General features: G+C 63.7%; 15 protein-coding genes. 10 read left to right on the plus strand and 5 right to left on the minus strand.

Annotation, left to right across the window (positions count from 1 at the left end):
• Positions 1 to 89: 89 nt before the first annotated feature.
• Genes AC1DYD_RS17700 through AC1DYD_RS17715 form a run of 4 tightly spaced genes read left to right on the plus strand, consistent with a single transcriptional unit; the run spans position 90 to position 3,649 of the window.
• Positions 90 to 1,073 carry a Bug family tripartite tricarboxylate transporter substrate binding protein gene (locus AC1DYD_RS17700; RefSeq protein WP_478174050.1) on the plus strand — a complete coding sequence of 328 codons (984 nt, stop codon included), beginning with the start codon at positions 90 to 92 and terminating at the stop codon, positions 1,071 to 1,073.
• Between the two features lie 28 nt (positions 1,074 to 1,101).
• A complete protein-coding gene (locus tag AC1DYD_RS17705) occupies positions 1,102 to 2,304 on the plus strand; it encodes an acyl-CoA dehydrogenase family protein (protein WP_478174051.1) in 1,203 nt (400 codons plus the stop codon).
• The gene (locus AC1DYD_RS17710) at positions 2,301 to 2,963 is read left to right on the plus strand and encodes a CoA transferase subunit A (RefSeq protein WP_478174052.1); all 663 of its coding nucleotides are present in this window, start codon (positions 2,301 to 2,303) and stop codon (positions 2,961 to 2,963) included. Before AC1DYD_RS17705 ends, AC1DYD_RS17710 begins: the two co-directional genes overlap by 4 nt.
• Positions 2,960 to 3,649, plus strand: a complete 690-nt coding sequence (locus AC1DYD_RS17715; protein ID WP_478174053.1) for a 3-oxoacid CoA-transferase subunit B — start codon at positions 2,960 to 2,962, stop codon at positions 3,647 to 3,649. Before AC1DYD_RS17710 ends, AC1DYD_RS17715 begins: the two co-directional genes overlap by 4 nt.
• Positions 3,650 to 3,689: 40 nt before the next feature.
• On the opposite strand, the gene AC1DYD_RS17720 is transcribed toward AC1DYD_RS17715, so the two are convergent.
• The 3 genes from AC1DYD_RS17720 to AC1DYD_RS17730 all read right to left on the minus strand — a co-directional run bounded on the left by AC1DYD_RS17720 (position 3,690) and on the right by AC1DYD_RS17730 (position 5,793).
• Complete coding sequence (locus AC1DYD_RS17720; protein ID WP_478174054.1) at positions 3,690 to 4,220, minus strand: helix-turn-helix domain-containing protein; 531 nt, start codon at positions 4,218 to 4,220, stop codon at positions 3,690 to 3,692.
• 96 nt (positions 4,221 to 4,316) lie between these two features.
• On the minus strand, positions 4,317 to 5,267 hold the full coding sequence (locus AC1DYD_RS17725) for a PDR/VanB family oxidoreductase (protein WP_478174055.1): 951 nt from the start codon (positions 5,265 to 5,267) through the stop codon (positions 4,317 to 4,319).
• A gap of 1 nt (position 5,268) precedes the next feature.
• On the minus strand, positions 5,269 to 5,793 hold the full coding sequence (locus tag AC1DYD_RS17730) for an MOSC domain-containing protein (protein WP_478174056.1): 525 nt from the start codon (positions 5,791 to 5,793) through the stop codon (positions 5,269 to 5,271).
• Positions 5,794 to 6,183: 390 nt separating this feature from the next.
• On the opposite strand from AC1DYD_RS17730, the gene AC1DYD_RS17735 reads away from it, so the two are divergent.
• Positions 6,184 to 7,335 (plus strand): MFS transporter, encoded by a 1,152-nt coding sequence (locus tag AC1DYD_RS17735; protein ID WP_478174057.1) that lies wholly within the window; start codon positions 6,184 to 6,186, stop codon positions 7,333 to 7,335.
• On the opposite strand, the gene AC1DYD_RS17740 is transcribed toward AC1DYD_RS17735, so the two are convergent.
• The gene (locus AC1DYD_RS17740; protein WP_478174058.1) at positions 7,286 to 8,317 is read right to left on the minus strand and encodes a LysR family transcriptional regulator; all 1,032 of its coding nucleotides are present in this window, start codon (positions 8,315 to 8,317) and stop codon (positions 7,286 to 7,288) included. The two genes, AC1DYD_RS17735 and AC1DYD_RS17740, sit on opposite strands and share 50 nt — an antisense overlap.
• Before the next feature lie 38 nt (positions 8,318 to 8,355).
• Here AC1DYD_RS17740 and AC1DYD_RS17745 point away from each other — a divergent pair, with 38 nt between their 5' ends.
• Entirely contained in the window at positions 8,356 to 9,507 is a 1,152-nt protein-coding gene (locus AC1DYD_RS17745) for an alpha/beta hydrolase family protein (protein WP_478174112.1), read from the plus strand.
• 25 nt (positions 9,508 to 9,532) lie between these two features.
• The gene (gene mhpA / locus AC1DYD_RS17750; protein WP_478174059.1) at positions 9,533 to 11,173 is read left to right on the plus strand and encodes a bifunctional 3-(3-hydroxy-phenyl)propionate/3-hydroxycinnamic acid hydroxylase MhpA; all 1,641 of its coding nucleotides are present in this window, start codon (positions 9,533 to 9,535) and stop codon (positions 11,171 to 11,173) included.
• On the opposite strand, the gene AC1DYD_RS17755 is transcribed toward mhpA, so the two are convergent.
• The gene (locus AC1DYD_RS17755) at positions 11,163 to 12,068 is read right to left on the minus strand and encodes a LysR family transcriptional regulator (RefSeq protein WP_478174060.1); all 906 of its coding nucleotides are present in this window, start codon (positions 12,066 to 12,068) and stop codon (positions 11,163 to 11,165) included. The two genes, mhpA and AC1DYD_RS17755, sit on opposite strands and share 11 nt — an antisense overlap.
• Before the next feature lie 84 nt (positions 12,069 to 12,152).
• On the opposite strand from AC1DYD_RS17755, the gene mdlC reads away from it, so the two are divergent.
• From mdlC to AC1DYD_RS17770, 3 genes are read left to right on the plus strand one after another with little or no spacing between them, the layout of a single operon-like run.
• Positions 12,153 to 13,781: a benzoylformate decarboxylase gene (gene mdlC / locus AC1DYD_RS17760; protein WP_478174061.1), complete on the plus strand. Its 1,629-nt coding sequence runs from the start codon at positions 12,153 to 12,155 to the stop codon at positions 13,779 to 13,781.
• 40 nt (positions 13,782 to 13,821) lie between these two features.
• Positions 13,822 to 15,273 carry an aldehyde dehydrogenase gene (locus tag AC1DYD_RS17765; protein ID WP_478174062.1) on the plus strand — a complete coding sequence of 484 codons (1,452 nt, stop codon included), beginning with the start codon at positions 13,822 to 13,824 and terminating at the stop codon, positions 15,271 to 15,273.
• A gap of 20 nt (positions 15,274 to 15,293) precedes the next feature.
• Positions 15,294 to 16,259, plus strand: coding sequence for a Bug family tripartite tricarboxylate transporter substrate binding protein (locus tag AC1DYD_RS17770; RefSeq protein WP_478174063.1), 966 nt, complete (start codon positions 15,294 to 15,296; stop codon positions 16,257 to 16,259).
• Position 16,260 lies beyond the last annotated feature (1 nt).

Raw genomic sequence — 16,260 nt, forward strand, 5'->3', positions numbered from 1 at the left:
TCGTAAACCCCAATGCGAGTCCTAATTGACACAATGTGTCCTGTAGCCAATACTTTCGCCACCTCCTCACTTCTGCAGAAGGAAGCCCCATGAAGCCCCACTCCATCAAGAATTGGCTTGTCGCCGCCGGCCTCGCCTGCCTGGCCATCACCACCGCGCTGGCCGACGAGCCGTATCCGTCTAAGCCGATCAAGCTCGTTGCGGGTTTCCCGCCAGGGGGGCCCACGGACATCATTGCCCGCGTGATTGCGCAGGCCCTCGGCAAGGAACTCAATGGCACGGTCATCATTGACAACCGCGCTGGCGCCGGCGGCGTCATCGGTGCCGAAGCCGTCGCCAGGTCGAAGCCAGACGGCTACACCCTGCTCGTTGCGGTGGAGTCCTCGCAGACGCGCGGCCAAGCCCTCAACCCGACGCTTTCCTATGACCAGCTCAAGGACTTCGCCTATGTCAGGAACGTCGCCAAGCAGCGCAATCTCGTCGTCGTAAATCCCGACGTGCCGATCAACAGCATCAAGGAACTCATCGCCTACGCCAAGGCGAACCCCGGCAAGCTGAATTTCGGCGGCACCTTCGGCGCCACGTCGCACATCGGCGGAACGCTCTTCGACGCGGGCAACGGCACGCATCTGACGTTCGTGAACTACAAGGGCGGCGCACAGCCCATCACCGACCTCCTGGCCGGCGTGGTGCAGGTCGGCTTCTTCACCGAGGCGACGGTCGCCCAGCACATCCGCGCCGGAAGGATCAAGGCCCTTGCGGTCGCCGCGCCGGAGCGCTCGCCCGCGTTCCCGGACCTGCCCACGCTCCAGGAAGCCGGCAGCAAGCCGATCGATCTTTCACCGTGGTTCGGTATTGCGGCGCCTGCCGGCACGCCGGGTCCTGTCGTCCAGAAGATTGCGGCGGCGCTCGACAAGGTGGTGACGAGCCCCGAGTTCCTGGCGCAGCTGGAGACGCTCGGCGCCGTTCCGGTGAAGGTGTCGACACCCGATCTGTACACCAAACAGGTGGCCAAGGAGATCGTGTTCTGGAACGATTGGGCGAAAACATTGACGACTCCCTTGGCCCGCTGAGCGACTGCCGACCGCGCATTCGAACCCGATGAACTTCTACGACCTCTACGACGAGAGACTGTCCGCGGCGGAAAGATCGCTCGTCCAGGCCGCCAGCGACTTCTGCCGCGGCGAATTCAGCGCCCATCTCCTGGGATCTCACACGCAGGGCCGCGCCTACGATGTTTCATGGATCGACAGGTGGGCAAAGGAAGGCTTTCTGGGACTTCAAGCGCCAAGGGAATTCGGCGGCCACGATGCCTCGTTCCTCTGCAAGATCCGCGTGGCCCAGACGATGGCGGAGCATGGCTTTGCCGCCGCCTTCGCCATCAACAATCTGCAAGGCTCCGTGACTCGCGTGGCGCGCTTCGGTTCCGAGAGGCAACGTGCCGAGCTTCTCGGCGCCATGCTGGGCGGGCGAACGTTGTGCGCCCCCGCGATGTCCGAGCCCGATGGCGGCAGCGACCTGGCCGCGCTGAAGACGAGGGCACGGCGCGTGGACGGCGGATGGCTGATCAGCGGCACGAAGTCGTGGATCACCAACGGTTCGATCATCCAATGCGCAAACCTGCTTGCAAGAGTTGACCCAGCCGGCGCGGAAGCAGTCGGCGATATCGCGTCTTTTCTGGTGCCCCTGGTTGACGGGCCGACGCTGCGAAGGGAAGAACTCGTCATGCCGGGCGCCCGGTCCTTCCGACTGGCATCCCTGGTTTTCCAGGATCATTTCGTTCCCGACTGGTGTCTCTTCGACCCGCCAGGGCGGGCCTTCAAGTCTTCCATGGCATCGGTCAACGCCGCACGCGTTCATGTCGCGGCGATGTGCGTCGCCTCTGCCAGAGCGGCCTTGGCAGAGACGGTGGGCTACGCGGAATCAAGGCAAGCCTTTGGCAAGCCGCTACTCAGGCACCAGGGATTCGGGTGGGAGCTCGCGGAGGTCTCACTGCGCCTGGAGGCGGCCAATGCACTCGTGCTGCGCGCGGCGATTGCCGTGCAAACAGGAAAGGCGGCGCTGACGCTGGCCGCGCAGGCGAAAAAGTTCGCCGTCGACGTGGCCGTCTGGACACTCGACCAGTGCCAGCGTGCAATGGGCGCCACCGGCGCGAGCGCCGATCACCGCCTTGCCATGCTGTCGAGCGAAACACGCCTGGCGGCATTCGGCGACGGCACCAGCCAGATGCTGCTCGACCGCATCGCCAAGGGCTTGGCCAAAGACTACGGGCCTTCGCCCGCGCAAAAGGAATCTGATCGATGAGAAATGTGGTCGTCAAAGATGCGAACGCGGCAGTCAGCGGTTTGCGCGACGGAGACACGGTGATGGTCGGCGGCTTCGGCGGCGCGGGCGTTCCGCGCGGGATGATCGAGGCGGTGCTGGACCTGGGGGTGCGCGAACTGACCGTCATCTCCAACAACGCAGGCTCCGGCGGCCAGGACCTTTCGCTTTGGTTCGGCGCGCGCATCGTCCGGAAGATCGTCTGCTCCTACCCGCGAAGCGCGGACGTGTTCGCCGACCAATACCGGGCCGGCGATGTCGAACTCGAGCTGGTCCCGCAGGGCACGCTGGTCGAGCGCATCCGGGCCGGCGGTGCGGGCCTTGGCGGATTCCTCACTCCCACAGGTGTAGGCACCGTGTTCGAGAAGGGCAAGCAGAAGGTCGTGGTCGATGGCCGCGAGTTCCTTCTTGAGAAGCCCTTACGTGCGCAGTTCTCGTTGCTCAAGGGCCGACAGGCAGATGTGCTCGGCAACCTGAACTACAACAAAACGGCTCGAAATCATTCTGTGGTGATGGCTACTGCCGGCGAGGTGGTTGCGGTGGAAGTCGACGAACTCCTGGAGCCCGGCGAGCTCGACCCCGAAGGCATCATCACCCCCTGCATCTTTGTCGACCGCGTCTTTCTCTCGAGGCCCGCATGAACTCTCTATCCAGACTGGAACTCGCGCGCCTGGTCGCACACCAGCTTCCCAAGCAAGGGTTCGTCAACCTCGGCATCGGAGCACCGACGAGCGTGGCGGACTATCTTCCCTCGGATACCTCGGTCATGCTCCACAGCGAGAACGGCATTCTCAACGTCGGGCCCAAACCAGCCAAGGGAGAGGAAGACCTGGACCTGATCAATGCCGGGAAGATGCCCGTCACGCTCGCCCGCGGTGGCTCATTTTTCGACTCGAGCCTGTCGTTCTCGATGATGCGCGGAGGGCACCTCGACATTGCCATCCTCGGTGCGTTCCAGGTCTCCCAGCACGGCGACCTTGCCAACTGGACCACGGGCGATCTGAACGGTGCGCCTCCGGCCATCGGCGGAGCCATCGATCTTGCCGTGGGAGCAAAGCAGATATGGGTGATGATGGAGCACACCACGCGCGACGCACAGCCGCGCCTGGTCGAGCGTTGCACCTTGCCGCTCACGGCAGTGGGCGTTGTGGCCAAGGTGTTCACGAATCTGGCGATCATCGAAATTACCAGCGATGGATTTGTCGTGCAGGCGCTCTTTGAGGGTGCATCGCTTGAATCCGTGCAGCAACTCACCGGGGCGCCGCTGAAGCCGGCGCCCACGCTGTGGCGATTCTCTTCGGATGGGGTGCTCGCGCCGTCCTGCTGAGGCCGAGATTCAGGCTACGGGGCGAGCCGCGCCTCGGGACCTATGCGGTGGCGGCAATCACGACAAGAGCCGAAGCCGGTTCGTCGGTGAGCGCCGTGAGCTTGTGCGGAATGGTGGAGTCGAACTGCACACAGTCGCCTGGTTCCAGCCGCTCCTTGCGTGCCCCGATCTGCATCTCGATGTGGCCGGTGAGAACGAAGAGGATTTCCTCGCCCTCATGATGGCTCATGATCCGGCCGCGCTTCTGGGTCTGTCCCGGTCGCACGATGAACGCCCGCATCACGCGATCGTTGCGAAGACCCGCGACCAACGAGAGATGCGTCGTGGGATCTCCCGCGATGGATCCATTGCCCCGTACGATGGAAACAACGTCTTCCTCCGGCTGTTGCCCGAAGAGCCGGTCCACCGTCACGCCCAGGGCTTTGGCGATATTGAGCGCCGACTCGATCGACGGGGTGGATATGCCCCGCTCGATCTTCGACAAATAGCTGCGCGTCAGCCCTGAATCCCGAGCCAGATTCTCTAGCGTCAGTCCGCTTTGGACGCGCAGGTACTTGAGGTGTAGTGCCAAGGCTTTGAACGGGTCTACGGCAGGCCGATCGGCTATTCGCAACCCACTGGAAGTTGCTGCGGGGCCCGATTCTGGCACGAGTGTGTCGCCCGCAGCCTAGATGTCGAGAACCAGGCGCGGCCCCGCGCACTCCGCAACGCACACGATCACTTCATGCGCGCGCTCCTGAGCGCTCAATACCCTGTCGCGATGGATGGGCGGTCCCTCGGTCCAGCGGGTGCGGCATGCGCCACAGATGCCGCCTGCGCATGAGACGGAAATGTCCGCATCCATCGCCTCCAAAGTGGCAAGAAGGCCCACCTCGGGCTCCACCTCCATCTCGCGTCCGCTCCTGGCCAGCACCACGCTGTACGGCTGCGCGTTCAGGGTTGGAACGAGTTTCGGCGCGGTAAACCGCTCCACGTGCTTGCGGCTTTCGGGCCACTCGGCGACAGCGGATTCGAATGCATCGAGCATTCCGGCGGGTCCGCAGCAAAATGCTTTCGCGTCCGGGCCAGAGCCCTCCACGATGGATCGGATGTCGGGCGGATTGACCTTGAGCGTGTTGTACAAGTGGACCCGTCCACCCTTTACCGCCGGCTCCAGCATGTCGATCAGGCTCGGCTCGCCCATGCTGGCCCAGTGCAGCTGGTAGTTCGACTTGCCTTCACGCTCCAGCGCCAGAATGGCAGAGACGAAAGGTGTGACGCCTATGCCGCCCGCAACAAAGATGTTGATTCCGGTGGACGAGAGCTCCAGCCCGCTACGAGGTACCGAAACACCAACGACTTCGCCGGCACGAAGCTCGTCGTGTATGTGGCGAGACCCGCCGCGCCCCTCCTCTTCGCGCTTGACTGCAACAACGTATCTCCTGCAGTCGGCGGGATCGTTGCACAGCGAATAGGTGCGCACGTGCCCGTTGCCCAAATAGAGGTCGATGTGCGCTCCGGGCCTGAACGCTGGCAATCGCCAGCCGTCCTGGTCAGCCAATACCAACCGCTTGACTCCCGGCAGGGGCTCGTCGATTTCCCGAACGACAGCTTGGAGATGCTTGATCGCCTTCGGCATGTCACGCCCCGTGGACAGCGTCGCCCACGCGGATGACGCCGCCTTTCAGGATTCGGCAATTGAGTCCTGACCTATTGATCAATGGATCGAACACGGCCTTGCCGAGGATCTCTTCGATGTGGCGGCACGGCGTGGACAGCCGGGTTGCCTCGAGAAGCGTTTCCCCCACCCAGAACCGGCGGCCAACGAGATGATTGAGCGGCACACCTTGCACGGTAACGTTTCTACGATGCTCCTCGGGCAGCATCTGGATTTTTGCATCGCGCGCCAAGGCTTCGAGTGTTTCGATCTCGAACAGCGTGATCTGTCGTCCCTCCTCCGGCTTGTGGGAGTAGAAGCCGGACTCCCGGCCGATCATGTACCGGTCTCCCTCGATGCCCTTGCTCGCCACGAGCGTCAGTTGGTCAAACGCCTCCATAGGAAGGAAGGCGCGAGGCGTGATGTGCAGATGTCGAACGACCCCCTTCCAGGCAGGAACGGCTTGGCGTTCCTCGAGCTGCGGTGAGTGGTCTGTGGCAGTAAGCATGTAGACGCTCCTTGATAACGGCGATCCAGCCGGTCTGATGAAGGAACGTCATTTTAGGACACTTTGTGTCCCATGAGACTCACAAGAGTGTTTCAAGATCGATCACGAGGCCGTGGCAGCACGATTGCGCGAGCCCAGGTGACGGTGGACTGTCGAGTGCCACTTTGAGGCGCACCAGGCCCAAATCGAGTTGCTTCATCGCTTTTGCAGATAACGGATGTTCGGATTCTCCGATTGCGAGTGATCCGGTGAGTGCCTATTCTCTGGCGAAAACGATCGGGAGACAAAGTTGCTGAGCCCTGTGCAGACCCACGCCGAGGCAGCGCCGGAAGCATGTCGCCGCGATGCAACGAGCCGTTCCCGCCACGCAACTTAAAGAGGAGACAGAAAATGGTTAGAGCCAGCAGTCGTACGGGCAAACTCATCTTGATGGTAAGCCACTGCGCGGGCATGCTGGATCTGGTCGCGCTCCCGGTCTGGATAGGTACGTTGATTGGCCACTATCGCTTCGACCCGCAGGAGGCTGGTGGATTGGTGACGCTGTTCCTCTTAGGTGCGGTGCTCGGGAGTGCTTTTTTTGCATCCCGTTCTCACCGAATTTCGGCACGGTGGGCGACTGCGATGGGTTATGGCGTGTCAGCGGTCGCGCTTTTCGCAGTGTCTCAGACCAGCAGCTATCTCATCATGGGGATGATGCACGCGGTAGCTGGACTCTCGGCGGGAAGCGCACTGAGTTTCACCCACGGCACCATCGGCCGCAGCGAAAATCCTCACCGGTTGTTCGCGGCAGTGGGCATCTCGATAGGCATATTTGCAGTCGTGTTCCTGGGGCTTACGCCTCCGCTCATCGCGCGGGCCGGCGGGCCGGCACTGTTCATCGTGTTCGGGGGAGTCATGGCCGTCGCCGCTTTGCTTGCGGCAATCACTTATCCCCTGCCGGATGCCGCGTTGCATAGTCAGGAGTTCAAGGCTCATGCGAAGCTCGAACCTGCTGTCTGGTTCGGGGTGGTCGGAATTTCTCTCATGGCCTTGACTCAGGCCATGATCTTCAGCTTCGTCGAACGTATTGGCGTAGATCGCGGGTTCGGCATGCCGGCTGTCCACGGGGTTCTTCTAGCCATTGGCCTGGTCAATTTATTCCCGGCATTGCTCGCGGGTCTGCTCGAGCACCGACTTGCTGCGCACCGTGCAGTCGTCGCCGGAGCGATCCTACAGGCCGTCATCGCGCTGATGATCACGTCCAGCGTGGCGTTCGCGCCTTACGCAATGGCGACTTCGGTGTTCGCCTTCGTCATGGTATTCACTCACACCTTTGCGTTCGGACTGCTGGCGCGACTGGACCCCTCAGGTCGTATCGTTGCAGCCACCCCCGCCATGTTGATGATCGGTGCGGCCATTGGTCCGGTGGTAGGCGGAACGTTGGTAAAGACTTCCGGATACGCAGCCCTTGGCATGGCCGCATTGCTCATTGCCGCACTTGCCGTGGCCTGCTTCAGTCGGATTCGGTTGACGGCCCCTGAGCTCCGTCCTGCACCTCAATAGAAGTTTCGTCGCCTTCGGTGTGGAGACGCGTAATTGGTTGTGACCCGTAAAGCGCAACACGATGCTGTGCGTAAGGGTCGGTTTGCCAATTTAGCAGCGTCATGATCTGAGCCCTCAACCATTTGCAGCTTGGTTCCCGCTGGGTACGGCGGTGCCAGTACTGATAGATGGTGACGGACGGCGGATCGAACGGCAGTGGCAGAATTTCGATCTCCCCAGAACGCGCGAATCCAATGGCCGCGGGCAGCGGCACCGTTGCGATGAGGTCAGTCTTGGCGATCGTGGCGGGCAGACTGAGCAGATTGGGTGTACTGATCACTACCCGTCGTCGAATTTCATGACGCTCCAGGGCTGCCTCCAGCAAGACAGTTGAACGCGCGGGGATCGCGAGTACAGCGTGCCCTGCCTCCTGGAAGGCGGCTAGGCTCATCCCTTGCGCGACAAGGGGATGACCTCGCCGCACGATGCACGCGTAGGTATGCGTGAACAAGGCTTGCCGGAAGTACACATCCTTTTCCATCGCCGGAAAGTAGCCGATCGCGATGTCAATCTCTCCGTTGGCGAGCCGCTCATGGAGCGGCAGCACGTTAGACGACACGATATTTACCGATGTGCGGGGCGCTTGCTCCGCGAGAAGTGCGGTGAGCGTTGGCAAGAGCAGAGCCTCGGCGGAATCAGGCATGGCCAGGCGAAAGACCATTTCGCTGTGCAGAGGGACGAATGAGCCACCCTCGACGACTTCCCGATTGAGTTCACTGAGTACCGCGCGAGCGGTCACGGCCAGGGCCACGGCACGCGGCGTCGGACGCATGCCGATTCCGGTGCGGACGAACAGGTCATCGCCAAGCTGCTTGCGCAGGCGGTTCAGCGCGGTACTGAAGCCCGACTGGCTCATTTGCAGGCTTTCAGCTGCTCGCCCCAGGTGCCGGGTGCTATCTAGGGCCACCAATAGTCTCAGGAGGTTCAGATCGAGCTGCTTCATCGTGTTTTCAGATATTCGATGCTCAAGTTTCGCGATTGATGGACTTCCTGAGACTACCTATTCTCCGCCATGAACTTGCAGGAGAGAATTTGTTAAGTCCCGTTCAACTCGACGCCGACCAGCGTCGCAAGCACCTTGCCGCGATGCAACGAGCCGTTCCCGTCACGCGGATGGTCGATTACGGAGTGCCGCTGGGTGACGCGCTCCACGTCCATGACCTGATCGCGATGGACGCTGCGGCCGCTTGGGACGAAATCTGCGAACAGCTAGCGGCACGGCATCATGGCTTGGCAGAGGCCGCGGAGGAGATTGGCCAATCCGCAACCGCGTTACTGGCATGGCGAGCCGCATCGGCGCTGCTTCAATGCGCGCAGCTCGCGTTCAATCAAGACGTGCCTCGCAAAAGAGCGCTCTACGAGCAGGCCCATGCCGCGCTCGCCCGACATGCGCACTTGAGCGGAGATCTTACGGAGGTACAACTACCGACGGCATACGGCGGTCTTCATGGTTGGATCGTCCGTCCCGAAGGTGTGGCTGCAAAGGCTGCGGTGATCGTTGTGGGTGGGTTGAGCGGCTGGGGGAGCGTGTACCTTGACATTGGACGCGCACTCGCGACTCGCGGCCTGCTCGCGATTCTTGCCGAAGGGCCTGGGCAGGGCCTGACTCGTCTTCGAGGCGGAATGCATCTCGACAACCGAACCCTGCCGCTCTTCAGCGCTTTCCTGGATCACGCCGAGTCTCTGGGTGTACGCCGGTGCGGGGTGTGGGGCAACAGCTTTGGCGGCTTGTTCGCTGCACAACTGGCCGCGAGCGATCGAAGGGTGCGGGCCGTGTGCGTCAACGGCGCCCCGATGACTCCCGCAGTCCCTTCGTTCCGCACCGCCCGCGAGCAAATGGAAGCGGCATTCGGTGTAGATGACGAGATTTCTCTAGGCTACCGATTGCAATCGCTGGCCATGAGCCCACGCTGCCACCGCATCGATGCCCATCTGCTGGTCGTTCAAGGCGGGCGCGATGCGTTGGTCCCATTGGGCGAGCAGACGTCGTTCTTCACCTTGGTGCCAACCCACGCGAAAACCGTACTCACGTGGGCGGACGGCGAACACACCATCTACAACTATGCCCAGGAGCGCAATGCGCGAGCGGCGGACTGGTTTGCCGAGCAGCTGGATTCGGCGGCGGCGTTTTGATCGAGAGCAATGAAGGAGACATGAATTGGAAGAATCCACAAGCTTTGAATTTGACGTGATCGTGGTCGGGTACGGACCAAGCGGTCTTATCCTCGCTTCACTGCTGGGACAGCAAGGCCATCAGGTGGCGGTGGTCGAACGTTGGCCGACCCTGTATGGCAAGCCGCGGCTGACGCATATCGATGGCGAGACGGCCCGGCTGGTTTCGGTCTGCGCAGACGCGGACAAAGCCCTGCGGGACGCATGGACCACCCCCCACTACTACTGGTTCAACGGCAAGGGGCAACTCCTGCTGGACGTGGGTGCGGGCGGCAACACGCGCCGGATGCTGTGGGACGACCATATCTCGGTTCACTTGCCGCACATCGAGGAGGCGATTCACGAGCGAATCACGTCCCTTCCCAATGTGCACCTCTATCGGGGATATCTCGCCAATGGCCTCGAACAGGACTCCGAGGGCGTCACCCTGAGATGCGTGCCGTGGGGGAAGGGGACGGATCCCTCCGCTTCGCCACGATCCGGGTTGAGCTTGCGCGCTCGTTACCTCGTGGGATCGGACGGCTCGAACAGCTTCGTGCGCGAGGCCCTCGGCGTCGATCGCATCGACTTCGGCTTCAACGAGCGTTGGCTGTGCGTCGACACCGAGCCTCGTCGCAAGCTGCCGCCGAAGTTCGACGACAACGCCATCCAGGTGTGCGATCCGCGCCGTGGTCACATGTTCATGCCGATTGGCACGAAGCGGCAGCGATTCGAGTTCGCTTTGCTGCCCGAGGAGACAACAGAGGAGATGCAGACCGTCGATGCCGCATTTCGCCTGGTCAAGCAGTATCACGGGCTGGAGCCGGAAGATCTGAACCTCATCCGGAATCTCGTCTACACGTTCGAGTGCCGTTTGGCGAAGTCCTGGAAGGTCGGGCGGGTCTTTCTGGCCGGAGATGCCGCACACACCAATCCACCATACCTCGGGCAAGGTGCCTGCTCCGGCATGCGCGACGCCGCCAATCTCGCATGGAAATTCGATCTCGTGCTTCGCGGCTTGACCGACGCCAGCCTGCTCGATACATACGAATCGGAACGCAGGCCGCACGCCCAGCAGATCATGCTGGACTCGCGTGCGCTGGGACTGGTGGCCAACACCTCGAACCCTGTGAAAGCGGCGGTGCGGGACCTGCTGTTCAAGTTCAATCTCGCGCCGAAACCCAAGTTCCCGGTGCTCACCGATGGCATTCTGGCCAAAGGAGCCGATGGGAGACCAATGCGGCGGGCGGGGACCTTGGCTCCACAGGGCCGCGTCACGGTGGACGGTCGCACGATGCGCTTCGATGAGCATGTCGGGTTCAATTTCGCCCTTCTTGCAAACCCCAAGGTTACAGACGAGTTGCCTGCGACTCTCAAGGCCGCGCTGCGGGCGGTCGGTGTCCGGTTCGTCGAGCTGGCATCTGCTGCAGGCCTGTGCCAGGGTGATCGCGTGATAGATGCCGACGGCGTGTATGCCCCATTTCTGGAGTCGCTCGACGCCGAGGCCGTTCTGACGCGCCCTGACTTCGTGGTGTATGGACACGCCGATCGTGCAGGTCTCGTGCATCTGGCCGAAAGCTTCCTGCAGCAGTTGCTGCACACCTCGACAAGGCGGCATCATTCCACCATCAGCGTCCCTAGTCCGTGAAAAGGCCGATGAAGAAATTGCGGATCCAGTGGTGCGCCGGATCCGATTCGAAGCGGCGGCTCCAGTGGAGCGACACGGTGAAGGTGCTGCGGGGAAGCTCAGCCGGAAGCACCGCATAGCGCTTCGGCTCGATGAATCTGCGCGCGATCGCCTGCGGCATCACAGCGGCGAAATCCGTGCGCGCGATGATGGCCGGGAGCGCAAGGAAGTGCGCCGAGTTCAGCACCAGCCTTCCATCGAGGCCGAGCTGCTGCAGGATGCGAAAGGTCTCCGAGTGCGAGCGGACGGCCACGTACTCCAGGCGCCGCAGGTCCTGGATCGTCATGCGGACATCCGAGGCCTTCGAGGCCTCGGCCATCGGATGCCCCGCCCGCACCACCACCGCGTAACGGTCGCGCAGCAGCTCGACGCGCTCCGTTCCGCTGACCGAGGGCAGGAAACCGAGTGCGAAGTGAATGGCGCCGGTCTCAAGGGCATCCGTGATCTCCCCGTGCGGCAGCGGAGTCGTGTGCACCCGAATGCCGGGTGCCTGACGATGCAAGGCTTCCATCAGTTCCGGCAGCAACCGGGCCTCGCCGATGTCGTTCAGGTGCAGCCGAACGGTCATCTGCGAACGCGAGGGGTCGAAGGTGTCTTCGTCCCGCAGCACATCCTCGATGGCGGCCACGGCCGGCTGGATGACGCTTGCCAGCCGCTCCGCGCGCAGCGTCGGGCGCATGCGCCCGTTGGCGCGCACGAACAGCGCATCGCCCAAGGCGAGCCGCAATCGCGTCAGACCTTGGCTGGCGGCCGGCTGCGACAGTCCCAATGCATCGGCAGCGCGGCTGACGCTGCCCAGGCGGTACACCGCTTCGAACAGACGAAGCAGGTTCATGTCCAGCTTTTCGGTATGCATACAGCTTATTTTGTTCTAGACATTTCATTGTATTGATGAATACAACGACAACCGCAAAACTGCGGACCTCATCTAGGAGCACTCATGGATCGACACGTCGAACTTCCCGCGCAAGCGCCCCTCTCGGCCGGCAGCGCTCTGACCGTGCGAGACGCGGTTTTCAGGCTGCTGCGCGCCTTTGGCATGACCAGCGTGTTCGGCAACCCAGGATCGACGGAACTGCCGATGTTCATCGACTTCCCGGAAGACTTCCGCTATGTACTGGGGCTGCAGGAGTCCGTGGTCGTTGGCATGGCGGACGGCTACGCGCAGGCAACGCACAACGCGGCGTTCGTCAACCTGCATTCCGCCGCCGGCGTCGGCCATGCGATGGGCAACATCTTCACAGCCTTTCGCAACCGCACGCCGCTGGTGATCACGGCCGGCCAGCAGGCGCGTTCTATCCTGCCCTTCGAGCCCTTCCTCGGCTCCACGCAGGCGCCCGAGCTGCCGAGGCCCTACGTGAAGTGGAGCGTCGAGCCGGCCCGGGCCGAGGATGTTCCGCTGGCGATTGCGCGGGCCTACTACATCGCGATGACACCGCCGCGCGGCCCCGTCCTGGTCTCGATCCCGTCGGACGACTGGGACGTTCAGACCTTGCCGGTCGATGCACGAGAGGTCAGCCGCCACGTGCGCGCTGACCCCGACCTTCTCGCGCGCATTGCCGCCGCCCTCGATGGCGCCCGCTCCCCCGCCTTCGTGGTCGGTGCCGCGGTCGATCGCGACGAGGCCTGGAAAGAGGCGGTTGAATTGGCCGAGCGGCACAACGCCCGCGTGTACGTCGCGCCCATGTCGGGCCGATGCAGCTTTCCGGAAGATCATCCGCTGTGGGGAGGATTCCTGCCGCCAATGCGCGAGCGCATCGTCGAGCGACTCGCCGGTCACGACCTGGTGTTCGCGCTCGGTGCGCCGGCGTTCACCTACCATGTGCCGGGCCAAGGGCCGCACCTGCCCGAAGGAACCGAGCTGGTGCAGCTGACGGACGATCCCCAGGTCGCGGCCTGGGCGCCGACAGGAACCTCCGTGGTCGGCAGCATCCGCCTCGGGTTGCTCGATCTGCTCGAGTGCAGCACGCCGCGCGATCGTCCGGCACCACCTGCCCATGTGCGGCCGCCGCGCATGGCAGAGCCCGAGCCCAGCGAGCGCCTGCCGGTTGCGTGGGTCCTGCAAACGCTTGCCGATGTGCGCGCGCGCAACAGCATCGTGGTCGAGGAAGCGCCCAGCGCGCGGCCGGTCATGCATGGCCACCTGCCGATCTTCGAATCGGAAACTTTCTACACCATGTGCAGCGGCGGCCTGGGCTATGGCCTTCCGGCTGCGGTGGGGGTGGCCCTGGGCAAGCCGGGCGCCCAGGTCATTGCGCTGATAGGCGACGGCTCGGCGATGTACGCCATTCAGGCGCTGTGGAGCGCGGCGCAGCTGGCGCTGCCGGTCACGGTTCTGATCCTGAAGAACCGCCGCTACGCCGCGCTGTACGAGTTCGCCCGCATCTTCGGTTACCGGCCTGACGAGCATGTCCCAGGCACAGACCTGCCCGATCTCGATTTTGTCGCGCTGGCTGGCGCGCAAGGCATGAAGGGGCTGCGCGTCGAAACGGCGGACCAGTTGCGTCCCGCCTTACACCAGGCCCTGCAATCAACCGCACCGATGCTGGTCGAGATCGAAGTGGCCTGACAGTTTTTCGCTTTTTTCAGATCTACAAGGAGACAAGACGATGGGCACGATATCGATGTTGATCAATGGCGAGGACCGCCAAGCTGCGGACGGTGCCACCTTCGAGCGCCGCAATCCGCTCGACGGCACGATGGCGACCATCGCACCGGCCGCCACGAAAGCCGACGCCGTGGCAGCGGTCGAAGCCGCCGCGGCCGCGTTTCCGGCCTGGTCCCGTACCGGCCCGAGCGAACGCAGGGCGCTGCTGCTGAAGGCGGCACAGGCCATCGAGGCCAAGGCCCAGGCCTTGACGGATGCCATGGCATTCGAGACCGGTGCCGGCGCCCCGTGGGCCGGTTTCAACGTGCACCTGGCCGCCGGCATGCTGCAGGAGGCGGCCGGCATGACGACCCAGATCAGCGGCGAGGTCATCCCCTCCGATGTGCCCGGCAGCCTGGCTCTGAGCCTGCGCCGCCCGGCCGGTGTGGTGCTTGGCATTGCGCCATGGAACGCTCCGGTGATCCTCGGCGTGCGTGCGATCGCCACGCCGCTCGCTTGCGGCAACACGGTCGTGTTCAAGGGCTCGGAACTCAGCCCTGCGACCCACGGACTGATCGTTGAAGCGTTCAAGGATGCGGGCTTCCCGCCCGGCGTCGTCAACTTCGTGACCAATGCGCCCGCCGATGCAGCCGAGGTAGTCGAAGCGATCATTGCGCATCCAGCGTTGCGCCGCGTGAACTTCACCGGCTCCACCCGCGTCGGCAGGCTGATCGCACAGACCTGCGCGAAGTACCTGAAGCCGGCGGTGCTGGAGCTTGGCGGCAAGGCCCCGCTGGTCGTGCTGGAAGATGCCGATCTCGATGCCGCAGTCAATGGCGCGGCCTTCGGCGCCTTCGCCAACAGCGGCCAGATCTGCATGAGCACCGAGCGCATCATCGTGGACCGCAAGATCGCGGACGCCTTCGTCGCGAAGCTCGCCGCCAAGGCCACGCAGCTCCCGCTGGGCGATCCGCGCAAGGGGCCGGTGGTGCTGGGTTCGGTGGTCGATGCGAGCACCGTCGAGCGCTGCAACGCGCTGATCGACGACGCGCTCGCCAAGGGCGCGAAGCTCGTGTGCGGCGGCAAGGCCGAGACCACGCTAATGCCCGCGACGCTGCTCGACCATGTGACGCCGCAGATGCGCATCTACCATGAAGAGAGCTTCGGTCCCGTGAAGCCGGTGGTGCGCGTCGACGGCGTCGACGAAGCGGTGCGCGTGGCCAACGACAACCCGTACGGGCTTTCCGCCGCGGTGTTCGGGCGTGACATCGCCCGCGCCTGGGAGGTGGCCAATCGCATCGACTCCGGCATCTGCCACGTGAACGGCCCGACCGTGCACGACGAGGCGCAGATGCCCTTCGGCGGGGTGAAGGACTCGGGCTACGGCCGCTTCGGCGGCAAGGCGGGTGTCGAGGCCTTCACCGAGTTGCGGTGGCTCACGGTGCAGACCACCGACCGCCACTATCCGTTCTGATGAACAGCAGGAGACAGCTCATGAAATCCCTGCTCGCAACCGCGGCGCTGGCGCTCGGCCTCGGACCGTGCGGCATCGCCCACGCCCAGGACTGGCCCAGGCAGCCGATCAAGATCGTCGCCAACTTCGCGCCCGGCGGCGCGGCCGACCAGCTGGCCCGTGTGATCAGCGCGCCGCTGCACGAAGCCCTGGGCCAGCCGGTGCTCGTCGAGAACAGGGGCGGTGCCGGCGGCAACCTCGGCGGCGATTTCGTCGCCAAGTCGCCGTCCGACGGCTATACGTTTCTGATGAGTTCCGGCGGCATGGTGTCGATCAATCCGCATATCTACGCAAAGATGCCCTTCGATCCGGCGAAGGATCTGGTCCCGGTCGCATCCGTCGCACGCGTGCCGTTCTACCTGGTGGTCCGTGCCGACAGCCCGGTCAAGGACTTCAAGGGCTTGGTCGCCGACCTCAAGGCGAACCCCGGCAAGCGCTCGTTTGGATCGCCCGGCAACGGAAGCTCGCCCCACCTCGCGGCAGAGATGATGACGGGCCAGACAGGGACTACGGCCATCCACGTGCCCTACCGCGGCGCGGCGCCCGCGCTGACGGACCTGCTGGGCGGCCAGATCGACTTCCTGTTCGATCCCGGCATCAGCATCCAGCACGTCAGGACCGGAAAGCTGCGCATGCTGGCGGTCGCAAGCCTCAAGCGGGCGCCCCAGATGCCCGAGGTGCCGACCCTCGACGAACTCGGGCTCAAGGGCTTCGACGCCGATGCGGTGTTCGGCCTCTACGCGCCTGCCGGCACACGGCCGGCCGTGATCCAGCGGATCAATGCCGAAGTCAACCGCGCGCTGGCACTGCCTGCCGTCAGGGCAACCATCGAAACCCTCGGCAACGTGCCGGAGCCGCTGACCCCCGCAGCCTTCGGCGACAAGGGCGCGGCCGACTTCAAGCGGCTGGGCGCCGTGATCCGGGAACGCGGCATCCGCGCCGACTGAT

Source organism: Variovorax sp. P4_B11, from assembly GCF_056402355.1.